This is a genomic window from Cupriavidus basilensis, assembly GCF_008801925.2.
Lineage (GTDB): Bacteria > Pseudomonadota > Gammaproteobacteria > Burkholderiales > Burkholderiaceae > Cupriavidus > Cupriavidus basilensis.
The window spans coordinates 2,238,263-2,251,260 of record NZ_CP062803.1 but is presented as its reverse complement, the minus strand read 5'-3'; the positions used below and the strand labels follow the sequence as shown (position 1 = coordinate 2,251,260).

Annotated in this window: 14 protein-coding genes; 12 read left to right on the top strand and 2 right to left on the bottom strand. The window is 66.4% G+C overall.

What is annotated here, in order from left to right:
• Positions 1-2: 2 nt before the first annotated feature.
• Both F7R26_RS10140 and F7R26_RS10135 read right to left on the bottom strand, forming a co-directional pair.
• On the bottom strand, positions 3-1,193 hold the full coding sequence (locus tag F7R26_RS10140) for a thiolase family protein (RefSeq protein ID WP_150983463.1): 1,191 nt from the start codon (positions 1,191-1,193) through the stop codon (positions 3-5).
• Entirely contained in the window at positions 1,190-1,603 is a 414-nt protein-coding gene (locus F7R26_RS10135) for a Zn-ribbon domain-containing OB-fold protein (RefSeq protein WP_150983462.1), read from the bottom strand. The genes F7R26_RS10140 and F7R26_RS10135 overlap by 4 nt, the downstream gene beginning before the upstream one ends.
• A gap of 164 nt (positions 1,604-1,767) precedes the next feature.
• Here F7R26_RS10135 and F7R26_RS10130 point away from each other — a divergent pair, with 164 nt between their 5' ends.
• From F7R26_RS10130 to F7R26_RS10075, 12 genes are all read left to right on the top strand, one after another.
• The gene (locus F7R26_RS10130) at positions 1,768-2,463 is read left to right on the top strand and encodes an SDR family NAD(P)-dependent oxidoreductase (protein ID WP_150983461.1); all 696 of its coding nucleotides are present in this window, start codon (positions 1,768-1,770) and stop codon (positions 2,461-2,463) included.
• 5 nt (positions 2,464-2,468) lie between these two features.
• Positions 2,469-2,960, top strand: a complete 492-nt coding sequence (locus F7R26_RS10125; RefSeq protein ID WP_241754476.1) for a bacteriohemerythrin — start codon at positions 2,469-2,471, stop codon at positions 2,958-2,960.
• Entirely contained in the window at positions 2,960-3,964 is a 1,005-nt protein-coding gene (locus F7R26_RS10120; RefSeq protein ID WP_150983460.1) for a fumarylacetoacetate hydrolase family protein, read from the top strand. The genes F7R26_RS10125 and F7R26_RS10120 overlap by 1 nt, the downstream gene beginning before the upstream one ends.
• Positions 3,965-3,967: 3 nt before the next feature.
• Positions 3,968-4,957, top strand: a complete 990-nt coding sequence (locus F7R26_RS10115; protein ID WP_150983459.1) for a Bug family tripartite tricarboxylate transporter substrate binding protein — start codon at positions 3,968-3,970, stop codon at positions 4,955-4,957.
• A 61-nt stretch (positions 4,958-5,018) separates the two neighbouring features.
• Positions 5,019-5,756, top strand: a complete 738-nt coding sequence (locus F7R26_RS10110; protein ID WP_150983458.1) for an SDR family NAD(P)-dependent oxidoreductase — start codon at positions 5,019-5,021, stop codon at positions 5,754-5,756.
• Between the two features lie 24 nt (positions 5,757-5,780).
• Positions 5,781-7,055, top strand: coding sequence for an acyl-CoA dehydrogenase family protein (locus F7R26_RS10105; protein ID WP_150983457.1), 1,275 nt, complete (start codon positions 5,781-5,783; stop codon positions 7,053-7,055).
• Positions 7,056-7,067: 12 nt separating this feature from the next.
• Positions 7,068-8,123, top strand: coding sequence for a phosphotransferase family protein (locus F7R26_RS10100; protein WP_150983456.1), 1,056 nt, complete (start codon positions 7,068-7,070; stop codon positions 8,121-8,123).
• 50 nt (positions 8,124-8,173) lie between these two features.
• The gene (locus F7R26_RS10095; RefSeq protein WP_150983455.1) at positions 8,174-8,944 is read left to right on the top strand and encodes an SDR family NAD(P)-dependent oxidoreductase; all 771 of its coding nucleotides are present in this window, start codon (positions 8,174-8,176) and stop codon (positions 8,942-8,944) included.
• A gap of 19 nt (positions 8,945-8,963) precedes the next feature.
• Positions 8,964-9,782, top strand: coding sequence for an SDR family oxidoreductase (locus F7R26_RS10090; RefSeq protein ID WP_150983454.1), 819 nt, complete (start codon positions 8,964-8,966; stop codon positions 9,780-9,782).
• Between the two features lie 122 nt (positions 9,783-9,904).
• Positions 9,905-10,930, top strand: a complete 1,026-nt coding sequence (locus F7R26_RS10085) for an amidohydrolase family protein (RefSeq protein WP_150983453.1) — start codon at positions 9,905-9,907, stop codon at positions 10,928-10,930.
• A 28-nt stretch (positions 10,931-10,958) separates the two neighbouring features.
• Positions 10,959-11,900, top strand: a complete 942-nt coding sequence (locus F7R26_RS10080; RefSeq protein WP_150983452.1) for a Rieske 2Fe-2S domain-containing protein — start codon at positions 10,959-10,961, stop codon at positions 11,898-11,900.
• 50 nt (positions 11,901-11,950) lie between these two features.
• A complete protein-coding gene (locus F7R26_RS10075) occupies positions 11,951-12,997 on the top strand; it encodes an oxygenase (protein ID WP_150983451.1) in 1,047 nt (348 codons plus the stop codon).
• The last annotated feature ends 1 nt before the right edge of the window (position 12,998 follow it).

Genomic DNA, 12,998 nt, shown 5'->3' with positions numbered 1-12,998 from the left:
TGCTACTCCTTGACCAGCAACACGCTGCCGCCCAGCGGTCCGCCGCCTGCCGCCGCTATGGCTACCTGGTGCGGGGCAATCTGGCGTTCGCCGCCGCGTCCCCACAGCTGGGCGCAGGCCTCGTGGACGTAGCCCAGGCCGTGCGTGCGGCCGCCAGACAGTTGTCCGCCGTTAGTGTTGACCGGCAGTTGCCCGTCGCGCGCAATGCGTTCGCCGCCTTCGATGAAAGCGCCGCTCTCGCCGCGCGGACAAAGCCCCAGGCCCTCCAGCCAGAGCATGGTCAGGATCGAAAAACCGTCGTACAACTGCGCACTGCCCACGTCCTTCGGCTTCAGGTCGGTGCGCGACCACAGCATGCGGCCCACGTCGAAGCAGGCCATCTCGGTCAGCGATATCTGGTCCCAGGACCAGGGCTGGTGCAGCGCCGAGCCGATCGCTTCCAGCCGGATCGGCGCGTTGGGGCCATCGCGTGCAGCGTCGGCACGCGACAAGATGATCGCGGTCGATGCATCGCAGTGCACATCGCAATCGAACATGCGCAGCGGGGTCGAGATCATGCGCGACGCAAGATAGTCGTCCATCGTCATGGGCGTGCGGAATACGGCCTTGGGGTTGCGCATCGCGTTGGCGCGGCAGGTCAGTGCGATCTGCGCCATCTGCTCGCTGGTGGTGCCGTACTCAAAGAAATGACGCTGCGCGTAGAGCGCCATCAGGTTGATCCCCGACATCACATTGAACGGCGTATACCACTGCCAGAAATAGCTGTTATCGCGGCCGACCGTCTTGTTGGTCAGCGCGCTGGCCGTTTTGTCCTTCTGCCGCGCGCTGGCTTCGGTGATGGTGCGGAACACCAGCACATGCCTGCACAGGCCGGTGGCGATGGCCATGGCACCGTTGATCAGCCCCGTCAGCGGACCGGGCCCTTCATAGCCGGCGCCATACCAGCTCACCTTGAGGCCCAGCGCGCTCATCAGTGCGTTGGGACCCACCGGGGAAAAGGGGTTGCCGTTGTCGTTGTCGCCGGGCCAGCAGGCGATGCCGTCGATGTCGCTGCGTTGCAGCCCGGCGTCGGCAATGGCCTCCAGCGCCGCGTCGATGGACAGGCGCATGGCTGAGCGGTTCGAAGGGCGTCCTACCTCGGACTGGCCGATGCCTGTGATGGCGACATGCTTCTCGAACAAATCGGTCTTCATGCCTGGGCCTCCGCTTCATCGAGCACGAACAGCGGCAGCCAGACGTCCTCCACCTGCTCAAAGTGCACGCGCACCGGCATGCCGATGCGGATGTCCGCCGGCGCGGTGCCTACGATGTTGCTCAAGAAGCGCAGCCCCGGCTGCTCCGCAAGTTCGATGATCGCGACCACATACGGCACGGCCGTCTCGGGCGTCCAAGCCTGGTAGTTGACCGTGTAGCTGACCACCTCGCCACGGCCCGATACAGGCCGCGGGCCGACGTCGGGCGACAGGCACTGCGGACAGACCGGTGCGGGTGGGTGGAAGAGGTGCCGGCATTCGGCGCAGCAGCAGATGTTCAGCATCCCATTGGCGCCGCCTTGCCAGAACGGCGCGGTGACAGGGGTGAGGAGGGGGAGTTTTCTCGGCATGGTCTGTCGGTGGTCGTCGTTTGTCTCTTGAATTTCTTCTCGTTGGGTGGTTGACCGCATCCCGTCATCGATCATAATATATGAACAGAAACTAAAAAAATGTATTAATTTGGAGGCGGTTCTGCGCGGGCCGGCAGCAGCTTCCAGGAGACAAGCGAGACCCCATGCCCTCACACCAGCTGCTTCACCGTAGAGTCATCGTTACCGGCGGCCTTGGCGCGCTTGGGCGCAGCGTTGGCGCCGTCCTGGCCTCGCGTGGGGCGCAGGTCGCGCTGGTCGACCGCCTCGCACGGACCGAGGTGGCCAGCGTGGCCATGGTGGCTGGCGGCGTTGACCTGGGCGACTTGAGCGGCACCGCGAGCGCGTTTGCCGACGTGGCGCGGCATTTCGGCGGCATCGATGCCATCGTCAATATCGCGGGCGGCTTTCGATGGGAAACCCTGGAAGCCGGCAGCCCTGACACGTGGGACACGCTCTACGCCATGAACCTGCGCAGTGCGGTGGTCGCCTGCCGGGCGGCGCTGCCGCACCTGCTGCGCCAGCCGGGCGGCCGCATCGTGAATGTCGGCGCGCTGGCGGCGGGCAAGGCCGCCCTTGGCATGGGCGCCTATGCGGCGTCCAAGGCTGGCGTGGCGCGCCTGACCGAATCGCTGGCCGAGGAGATGAAGGACCGGGGCATCAATGTCAATGCGGTGCTGCCTAGCATCATCGACACGCCGGCCAATCGCGCCGACATGCCGGATGCGGACGCATCGCGCTGGGTGTCCACGGAGGCGCTCGGCGCGGTCATCGCCTTTCTGTTGTCGGACGATGCGAACGCCATCACCGGCGCCTGCCTGCCCGTTGCCGGGAGAGTGTGATGGTGATGAGCCACGATCCTGCCGTCGCCGAAGCGCCGATGCGCTGGCGCGACGACTACCTGCTCGGCTATGCCGCGATGGATGCCACGCACCAGGAGTTCGTCCAATGCGTGGCCGCGCTGCAAACCGCAGCCGACGCCGAACTGCCGGCAAGACTGGCCGAATTCGCACAGCATGCCGAAGCGCATTTCGGGCAGGAGGAGCAGTGGATGCGCACCACGGGCTTTCCCGCGGCGCAATGCCATGCCGACGAACACGCGGCGGTGCTGGGATCGGTGCGCGAGGTGCAGGCGCTGCTGCAGCTAGGCGCCGCGCAGCAGGTCGTGCGCGACCTCACGCAGGCACTGGCCGACTGGTTCCCGGGGCACGCCGACTACATGGATGCGGCGCTGTCCCACTGGATGAGCAAGCGTGCCCATGGAGGCGCGCCGGTGGTGCTGAAGCGCCGCGTGGCCAAATCGTCTTCCGAACCTTCCAACGAAACGAGATCAAGCTGATGAGACTCATCACGTATCAGGCCACCGATGGCTTCCAGCGCGCCGGCGCACTGTTCGACGGCGACCAGGCGGTACTGGACCTGCGCCATGCCAGCCAGATCGTGCGCGGTGGAGATGGCGCCGGCATGGCCAGCGTGCAGACGCTGATCGAAGGCGGCGACGCCGCACTGGCCGAGGCGCGCGCACTGCTGGCCCGCGCGCCGGGTGAAGCGGTACGAGAACGCGCCACGGTCAAGCTGCTGGCGCCGGTGCAACCGCCCACCCAGATGCGTGACTGTTCCTGTTTCGAGTTGCACCTGAAGCAGTGTTTCGCCGCGGCGCGCCGCGCGCGTGCCTTGCGCACGCCGGATCCCGAGGCCACGCTGAGGGCCATGAACACACGTGCCGACGACCGCGTGATCGACACCTTCAACCGCCAGCCCATCTACTACAAGTGCAACCGCTTCGCGGTGATCGGCCCGGACGACGACGTGATCTGGCCGGACTACAGCGAGCTGCTGGATTTCGAGCTGGAGTTCGGTTGCTATATCGGCGGCCGCGCGAAGAACGTGCCGCGCGAGAAGGCCCGCGAGCATATCTTCGGCTACACGATCTTCAATGACATCAGCGCGCGCGATGCCCAGGGCTTGGAGATGGGCGGCATGCTCGGCCCGGCCAAGGGCAAGGACTTCGACACGGCCAACGTGATGGGGCCGTGCCTGGTCACGGCGGACGAACTGGAGGATCCGTACAACCTGACGATGATCGCGCGCGTTAATGGGGAGGAGTGGGGGCGGGGCAATACGCGCGACATGCGCTGGCACTTCGAGGATGTCATCGCGCATATCTCGCGCTCGGAGACGCTGCACCCTGGCGAGTTCCTGGGCTCGGGCACCGTGGGCAACGGCTGCGGGATGGAACAACTGCGCTACCTGAAGCCGGACGATGTGGTGGAACTCGAGGTCGAGGGCATCGGCATCCTGCGCAGCCGCATTGTGCGTCCGGCCAGCGGCGCGGAGGAATAGACCGTGCTTAAGGCCGTGCTCAACGTTGCGCCGCGCCGGGCAATTTCCGCCGTCATCGCCGCGCTCGGCGCGGCCCTCGGCGCTGGCGCAACGGCCGCCGCGTATCCGGCCAGGCTGATTACGTTCGTGGTGCCTTTCACCGCGGGCGCCGGTCCGGATGTGTTCGTACGCGCCATCGCACAGGAGGTGGCAAAGGCCGCAGGCGTGCCGGCCATCGTGGAAAACCGGCCGGGCGCCGGCTCGGCGTTGGCCGCCCAGACGGTGGCCAAGGCCAGGCCGGACGGCTACACCGTGCTGGTCACGGGGAACGTGGCGTTCACGGGCAACCCCTATACGCTCAAGAAACTGGCGTATGACCCGGTGGCGGATTTCACGCCGGTGACGACGTTGGCCAAAGGGCCGATGTATCTCTACACGAACCCGCAGAAGCTGCCGGTGGCGAATATCGCAGAGCTGCTGCAACTGATCCGCAAGAACCCGGGCAAGTACTCGTTCGGCTACACCAGCATCACGAGCCGCTTGCCGGCGGAGGTGCTGCAGCAGTCGATGGGGCTCAAGATCCTCGGCGTGCCGTACCGCAGCGGCGCGGCCGCCGTGCCGGATCTGGTCGGCGGCCAGATCGACATGATGTTCACGGACTTCGCTCCCTGGCCGCACGTGGCGTCGGGCAAGCTGCGGGCGATGGCCGTCACCGACCCGAAGCGTAGCCCTTACGCACCGAAGCTGCCCACCTTCGACGAGTCCGGCGTCAAGGGCATGAACATTGGCTTCTGGCTCGCCGCCTACCTGCCCGCGGGAGCGTCCGCGCAGGTGGCGGAGCAGCTCCAGGGGCTGCTGGCCAAGGCGGTCAGGACCTCCGGGGTCAAGAGCGTCTACCAGGCCACTGGCACGTTCGAGTTTGTCGTCCCGGGCGCGGAAATGGCGAAGTTCCAGGCGAATGAAAGCGCGGCCTGGGGGCGGATCATCCGCGCCGCCGGCATCCAGCCGGAGTAGGGCTGCCCGTGCGCAGGCGCGAACGCACGAATCGAAAGCGACAGGAACGGAGACACAGGCAATGAACGAACTGGATTTCTCGAACAAGACGGTGCTGGTGGTGGGTGGTTCCAGTGGCATCGGCAATGGCATTGCCCATGCCTTTCGCGAACGCGGCGCCACCGTACACGTGTGGGGCACCCGCGCATCGGCTCTCGATTACACGGACTCTGCGGACTCCCGCCTGGACGGATTGGGTTACACCCAGGTCGATGTGTCGGATGCGGCCAATATCGAGCGATGCGCGCTGCCATTCGACCGGCTCGACGTGCTGGTGCAAGCGCAGGGTACCGTGCTCTACGACCGCCAGGAGTTCAAGACGCCGGGCTTCAGGAAGGTGCTCGACATCAACCTGACCAGCCTGATGGCCTGCGCCGACAAATGCTACGGACCATTGAGGGAGGCGCGTGGCGCCATGATCGTGGTCAGCTCCGCTGCGGCGTTTCACTCCACCCGTGGCAATCCGGCCTACAACGCCTCCAAGACCGGCGCCTTTGGCCTGACCCGCACGCTCGGCGAGGCCTGGGCGCGCGAAGGCATCCGCGTCAACGGCATCGCGCCGGGCTTGGTCGATACCAAGCTGACCCGCGTCACCACCGGCAATCCGAAACGGTTGGAGGGCGCGCTGCGCAACATCCCGCTGGGGCGCCTGGGTACGCCGCAAGACATGGCGGGCGCGGCGCTGTTCCTGGCGTCGCCGCTCTCGGCCTATGTGCTTGGCCAGACCCTGTTGGTGGACGGCGGCATGTTGCTGGCCTGATGCGCACTCGATAAAGGAAGCAGCATGTCTTGGGAGTTTGAAACCGATGCCGGGTTCCAGGCCGAACTCGACTGGATCGAGGCCTTTGTCCGCGATGAGGTCGAACCACTGGAGCATGTGCTGGGCAGCCCGTGGGATATCCACGACCCGAAGTTCCAGGCGCTGGTGCGGCCGCTGCAGCAGCAGGTCAAGGCGCGCAAGCTGTGGGCCTGCCACCTCGGCCCTGAACTGGGCGGCGCCGGCTATGGCCAGGTCAAGCTGGCGCTGATGAACGAGATCCTGGGCCGCGCGCTGTTCGCGCCCATCGTCTTTGGCTGCCAGGCGCCTGACTCCGGCAATGCGGAAATCCTCGCGCACTACGGCACCGCCGCGCAAAAGCAACGTTTCCTGGCGCCGCTGCTCGCTGGCGAGATCGTGTCGTGCTTCGCCATGACGGAGCCGCAGGGCGGCGCCGATCCCAAGGTGTTCACCACCAGCGCCGTGCGTGAAGGCGATGACTGGGTGATCAGCGGGCAGAAGTGGTTTGCCTCCAACGCGCGCTACGCGGACTTTTTCATCGTGATGGCGATCACCGACCCGGAAGTTTCAGCCTACAAGGGCATGTCGATGTTCATCGTGCCGGCGGGCACGCCTGGGCTGAACATCATCCGCAACGTGGGTATGGCCGATGAGCCGGCGGCGACGCATGCTTATCTGGAGTTTGACCGCGTGCGTGTGCCGGCCAACCACATGCTGGGCGCGCCAGGCGAGGCCTTCGTGGTGGCGCAGGTACGCCTGGGCGGCGGCCGCGTGCATCACGCGATGCGCACCATCGGCCTGGCGCAGAAGGCGCTCGATGCGCTGTGCCAGCGCGCGCTGTCGCGCCAGACGCAAGGCGGGCTGCTGGCGGACAAGCAGATGGTTCAGGAGAAGATTGCCGATTCCTGGCTGGAGCTCGAGCAGTTCCGCCTGCTGGTGATGCGCACCGCGTGGCGCATCGACAAGTACCGGGACTACCAGAAGGTGCGCAAGGACATCGCCGCGGTAAAGGCCGCGATGCCCAAGCTGCTGCACGATATTGCCGCGCGGGCGCTGCATGTGCACGGCTCCATCGGCGCCTCGACGGAGATGCCCTTCGCCGGCATGATCTCGCGCGCGTTCCAGATGGGCCTGGCCGACGGCCCCACGGAAGTGCACAAGGTCACGGTGGCCAGGCAGTTGCTGCGCGAGTACCAGCCCTGCGAGGACCTGTTCCCTGCCTATCACCGCCCCACGGCGGCAGTGGCGGCGCAGAAGAAGTTTCGCGCACAGCTCAGCTGAATGGAGCCATCGATGACGAATACGGCATGGCAGGCCGCGGTGGACCTGGACAGGCTCACGCAATGGATGGATGCGCACGGACTGGAGGACGGGCCCATCACCGGCGCGGTGCCGCTTGCCGGCGGCACGCAGAACGTGCTGTTGCGCTTCTCGCGCGGCGCGCGCGAATTCGTGCTGCGTCGTCCACCCTTGCATGCACGGCCTGAGGTGTGCGCCACCATTGCCCGGGAAGCGCGCGTGCTGGCGGCACTGGCGGGCAGCAAAGTGCCGCATCCGGCGCTGTTTGCTTCATGCGTCGACGAGCAGGTGCTAGGCGCGCCGTTCTACCTGATGGCGCCGGTCGATGGGTTCAACGCCTCGGCCAGGCCGCTGCCGGCGCCGCATGCCGTCGATTCGGCCATGCAGCGCCGGATGGGCTTTGCCATGGTTGACGCGCTGTTGCGCCTGGGCGAGCTGGATCCGCAGGCTGTCGGTTTAGGGGACTTCGGCAAGCCGCAAGGTTTCCTGGCGCGGCAGGTGACGCGCTGGTGCAGCCAGTTGGAGCAATACCGCACGCATGCTGGTTGGCCGGGGCCGGCCTCCTTGCCGGGCGTGATTGAGGTGGCGCGCTGGCTTGAGGCCAACCGGCCCGAGCCTTCTCCCACCGGCATCCTGCATGGGGACTTCCACCTGGCCAATGTGATGTTCCGCCCGGACCGCGCTGAACTGGCGGCGGTGATCGATTGGGAGCTGGCGACGGTCGGCGATCCGCTGCTCGACCTGGGCTGGCTGGTGGCCACCTGGCCCGATGCCAGCGGGCAGGGCGCGGGCACCATCCGTGTGGCGCCGTGGCAGGGCTTTCCCACCGCCGCAGAGCTGGTGGTGTACTACCGGGACCGTAGCCAGCGGGACCTGTCGTCGATCGACTGGTACGTGGTGCTGGCGCGCTTCAAGCTTGGCATCCTGCTTGAGGGCAGCTATGCGCGTTCCTGTGCCGGCAAGGCGAGTGCGGAGCTGGGACAGAGGCACCATGCTTCGGCGCTGCGGCTGCTGGGGCAGGCCAGAGACCTGATCGCGGAACTCGCATGAGTGCGGCGGTCCTGACAAGGACGACAAGAACGAACGACAAGGAGGCAAGCATGGATATCCACGGCAAACGCGTGATCGTGACCGGATCGGCCAGTGGCATTGGCGCCAGTGCGCTGAGCGCGCTGGTGGCTGCTGGCGCCCGGGTGGCCGGCCTGGACCTGGCCGATGAGAGCGGCGCTGCCATTGCCGCAGCGGCCTCGCGCGGCGGCCCCGGCGAGGCACACTACTTCCGCTGCGACGTGAGCCAGCGGCACCAGGTCGAAGAGGTATTCGGCGCGGTGGCGCAGCGGCTGGGCGGGCTGGACGCGCTGGTCAATATCGCCGGGGTCGAGCGCAAGTCGCCTGCGGAGTCCATCTCGCAGGCGGAGTGGGACCTGATGTTCGACGTCAATGCCCGCGGCACCCTCAACACCAACCAGGCCGCCTTTACGCATTTGCGTGCCAACGGTGGCCGCATCATCAACTTTGCCTCCGCCGCAGGAGTGATGGGCGTGCCGGGCCTCGCGCACTACTCGGCATCCAAGGCGGCCGTGCTGGGCTGGACGCGCACGGCTGCCAAGGAGTGGGGCAAGCACGGCATTACGGTGAATGCCGTCGCGCCCGCCATGTGGACGCCGATGTACGAGACCTTTCGCTCCCGGCTGGATGCCGCCCAGCTCAAGGCGCACGACGCGATGATGGCCGGGCTGATTCCCCTTGGCGGGCGGCTTGGCGATCCGGACCGAGCCATGGCGCCGGTGCTGCTGTTCCTGGTCAGCGACGGCGCGCAGTTCATCACCGGACAGACACTCGCCGTCGACGGCGGCCTGATGATCCCCTGAACCCGCAAGGAGCCGCACGGTGGAACGATTAACAGAGCGCGTGGTGCTGGTCACCGGTGCGGCCAGCGGGATCGGCGCGGCAACCGCCCGCGCCATGGCGGCCCAAGGCGCCCGCGTGGTGCTTGCGGATATCGACGAGAAGGGCGGGCAGGCGCTGGCGCGCGAGCTGGCCGGCGCCAGTTTCGTGTGTACCGATGTCAGCGTGGAAGCCCAGGTAGCCGGGGCCGTGGAGCACGCGGTGCAGATGCACGGCCGGCTCGATTGCATGGTCAACAACGCCGGGCTGGTCGGTGCCTTCGGATCGATCCTGGAAACCAGCGGTGAAGCCTGGCACGCCACGCTGGCGGTACTGCTCGACAGTGTGTTCTACGGCATCAAGCATGCCGGCCGGGTCATGGCCAGGCAGCGCAGCGGCTGCATTCTTTCGGTAGCGAGCACGGCCGGCGTGATCGGCGGCCTGGGCCCACATGCATACACCACGGCCAAGCACGGTGTGATCGGGCTGACGCGGTCCGCCGCCTCGGAACTGGCACCGCTCGGTGTGCGCGTGAACGCGGTGGCGCCAGGGACCACCGTCACCAACATGATTGTGGCCGGGCGCGGCAGCCTTGATGCGGCGCTGGACGCCGCCGCGAAGGCTTCGCCGCTGGGCACGCCGCTGATGCCGGAAGAAATCGCGGCCGCGATGGTCTATCTGGCCAGCGACGATGCGCGACATGTGACTGCGCACACGCTGGTGGTGGACTCCGGCGTGACCGTGGCCGGCGCATCCGGCAGCGGGCAATTCCACTGCAGGCCAGCTGGCTTCATGGGGACGATGCCCGTGGTTACGGCCTGAACCGTGACATTCAAGTTGTACGTTTGCTTCACAGCTGTTCGCTACAAGACGGCCCGCACCAATCCATCCGGCGCAAGCAGGGCAGGCCGCCGTCGCCCTATCCACTCAGGAGGAGATTTCCCATGCTGATCGACATCCACGCCCATCTTTTCACCCCCCGCATGCTCAAGCGCCATGAATTCTGGGGGCCGTTCATGAAGACCAAGGGCCTGACCGTAGGCCATTTCTCGCTGGGCACGACCCAGCCGTCCAAGGCAAAAGACGACGACGAAGCCGAGGCCAACCTGTTGGCGCGCATGACGCACGCCGCACGCCGCAAGCTGATGGCAGAGCGCGGCGTGGATAAGCTGGTGCTGTCCACGCCCTCGCACGCTTTCATGTACTGGGCCGGCGAGTTTGGTACCGAGTACGCGCGGATCTGCAACGATGAGCTGTCTGCGTTCTGCGCGGAGGACCCCGATCATTTCGATTTCTGGGCGCATGCCAACCTGGCTCGCCCGGCCGACGCCGTGAAGGAGATCGAGCGCGCCGTTACCCAGCTCGGCGCCAAGGGCCTGTGCGTGGGAGGCGCTAACTTCGACGGGCTGGAGGCGCATAGCGAGGAACTGTTCCCGGTATGGGAGAAGCTGCAGCAGCTCGACGTACCGATCATGGTGCATGGTTTCAACCAGTCCATCTACTGGGGCGAGAAGCACATCGACGACAAGTTCGAGACCACCTCGATCGTCGGCGATTGCTTCGACGAAACGCTCTTCTTCTGGAACCTGATCAACGGCGGCGCGCTGGACGCGTTCCCGCACCTGAAGACCTACATCACCCACGCGGGCGGCATGGCGATATTCCAACTGGGCCGGCTGCACGATCTGAACCGGGTCATGGCGCCGGACTCCCGCAACCAGCGCCCGCTGATGGACTACCTGCCGAATTTCTACTTCGACCTCGACATCCATGCGCCCGGATTGCGCCGCGGCGTCGTTGAAGTGGTGGGCGTGGACAACCTCGTCTATGGCACCAACTTCGGCGGTGCCTATGACCATGGCGACCCCACTGAAGGGCTTGGCCTGTCCGACGCCGACCGCGAGAAGATCCGCAGCGGCAACGCCATCAAGCTGCTCAAGCTCGATGTGAAAGAGCCGGCTGCGGCCTGACGCGCAAGATGCCTCTCGGAGCCAAGCCATGACAAACGGTAGCTGGTGGGCCGTCACGCTGTCCGAATCGGTCAACGGGACCAGGCCCCTCGCGGTAGTCTGTAACGGGCAAGAGCTGGTGGTCTACCGCGACGCGGCGGGCAAGCTGTTCGCGCTGGAGGACCGGTGCCCGCACCGGCGGGTGCCGCTGTCGCTGGGTACCGTCAAGCCCGGCGGACTACAGTGCGGCTATCACGGCTGGACCTTCGATGGCGCCACCGGAGCCTGCCTGGAGATCCCCAACTTGCATGCGGACGAGCGAGTGCCGGTACGCTACGGCGCACGGGCCTTCCGCGTGGCCGAGCGCGACGGTTTCGTCCATGTCTGGCTGGGAGAGGGCAGTCCAGATGGCGAGTTGCCTGCGGTGGCGTCCCAGCCGGGCGGGCGCGAGTTTACCGGCTCGGCGATCGTCAGCATCTCGTTCGACGGTTACCTGGGCGTGATGCTGGATGGCCCCGAATGCCTGCTTGGTTTCGACGGCGTGCGCATCACGGACTTCTTCCTTGGCGATCCCCGCGTAGAGGGCACGCATCTGGTGCTCGACCGCGGTGCAGTCTGGAAGACGGCGATGCTGCCGCCTGCTTTCGTCACCGATCACCCTCTCATCGTACGTACTGCCGTGCCGCTGGCCGGCGGCATGATTCGGGTCGATTTGCTGGACGCCGACGAAACGCAGGTCGTTTCGATATGGATTGCCGCCAGCGCCAACCGGCGCGGCACCACGGGAATCTGCTGGCGCGGTTTCAGGTACGGCAATGCACTGCGCGCCGCGCCGCTGCGCTGGCGCGTGGCGCGCGCGGCCGGCCGTGCGCCGTTCGCGCTGTTCGACAAGATCGACGGCGCGGCAATTGCCGCGCTGCTGGTCGCGCCATCGCGCAATCTTGCGGCTGCCCGCGCCGAGCACGCTGCCCCCATGGATGCGGCGGCTTGAGCCAACGCGCCGACCGGACTGAGACCGCATCGAATGCCAGGAGGATCGCAATGAACGCCACGACACACGCAGCTACCGCGCCCGAGCCCCTGAAGAGCCGGCCACCAAGACGAGACTGGCTCCCCGCCAACTACGACCTGCGCGACACCTGGTTCCCGGTCTCACATAGCCGCGACGTCACGGAACAGCGGCCGATTCGCCGCATCATCCATTCGCAGCCTTACTTCCTCTGGCGCGACAACGGCCGGCCGATGGCGGGCGAGTTTCATCCCAACCAGCTATCGAGCCAGCGCCACCAGGCAACCGCGTTTACGGGTGGGACGGGTCTCTACCCCGTGGTCGAGCGCTACGGCTATCTGTGGGTCTGGTACGGCAATCCGGACCACGCCGATGCGCTGCTGCTGCCCCATATTCCCTTTCTGCCGCTGGATGGCAGCCTGCCTGGCTACACGCAGCGGACCGTCCGCTTCGACGCCGCGTCGGCGCTGTCCGTGGAAAACCTGATCGATCTCACGCACGCGGATTTCCTGCATGCGGGGACCATTGGCGATGGCATTTCGGAGTCCGACGTGGTCGAGGTCGAATGGACCTCGGAGACAGTCACGCGCACCCGCATCGTGACGAAGAAATCGGTCGCGCCGATCATGCGCTGGGTGGGCGGCGTGCGCGCCCGCTACCAGGATTTCCGCGCAGTGCTCCATGTCCATCTGCGCAGCAATGTCTGTATTTCCTATCCACGGTTCCGGCCTGGCTACGATGTGCCCAACCTGCAGCCCTTCCTGCCGGTGGGGCAGCACCGCTCGCGCTGCGACGTTACCTTCAATACCACCGCCGCGCCCGTGCCCCTGCGCTACGTGATGCCGCGCATCGCCTTTGTGATCCAGCCACAGGACAATTCGGTGGTGCGCCCGCAAAACCAGCGCTACTTCGACCCGGACCAACCGCTGGACCTGCATTCGCGCTTCGACACACCCGGGACGCGTTATCGCTTCCAGATGGAGCAACTGGCGGCCCGGCAGCGCCGCGGCGATTTCTCTTACGGCGCGGATGCCGACCCTGGCCGCGATATCAGCGGCCTGCTGGGCATGTTGGACTGAG

Bases quoted from the DNA above. Each gene is read 5' to 3' on its own strand.
- F7R26_RS10140 (WP_150983463.1), bottom strand. From the start codon at position 1,193: ATGAAGACCGATTTGTTCGAGAAGCATGTCGCCATCACAGGCATCGGC.
- F7R26_RS10135 (WP_150983462.1), bottom strand. From the start codon at position 1,603: ATGCCGAGAAAACTCCCCCTCCTCACCCCTGTCACCGCGCCGTTCTGG.
- F7R26_RS10130 (WP_150983461.1), top strand. From the start codon at position 1,768: ATGCCCTCACACCAGCTGCTTCACCGTAGAGTCATCGTTACCGGCGGC.
- F7R26_RS10125 (WP_241754476.1), top strand. From the start codon at position 2,469: ATGAGCCACGATCCTGCCGTCGCCGAAGCGCCGATGCGCTGGCGCGAC.
- F7R26_RS10120 (WP_150983460.1), top strand. From the start codon at position 2,960: ATGAGACTCATCACGTATCAGGCCACCGATGGCTTCCAGCGCGCCGGC.
- F7R26_RS10110 (WP_150983458.1), top strand. From the start codon at position 5,019: ATGAACGAACTGGATTTCTCGAACAAGACGGTGCTGGTGGTGGGTGGT.
- F7R26_RS10105 (WP_150983457.1), top strand. From the start codon at position 5,781: ATGTCTTGGGAGTTTGAAACCGATGCCGGGTTCCAGGCCGAACTCGAC.
- F7R26_RS10100 (WP_150983456.1), top strand. From the start codon at position 7,068: ATGACGAATACGGCATGGCAGGCCGCGGTGGACCTGGACAGGCTCACG.
- F7R26_RS10095 (WP_150983455.1), top strand. From the start codon at position 8,174: ATGGATATCCACGGCAAACGCGTGATCGTGACCGGATCGGCCAGTGGC.
- F7R26_RS10085 (WP_150983453.1), top strand. From the start codon at position 9,905: ATGCTGATCGACATCCACGCCCATCTTTTCACCCCCCGCATGCTCAAG.
- F7R26_RS10080 (WP_150983452.1), top strand. From the start codon at position 10,959: ATGACAAACGGTAGCTGGTGGGCCGTCACGCTGTCCGAATCGGTCAAC.
- F7R26_RS10075 (WP_150983451.1), top strand. From the start codon at position 11,951: ATGAACGCCACGACACACGCAGCTACCGCGCCCGAGCCCCTGAAGAGC.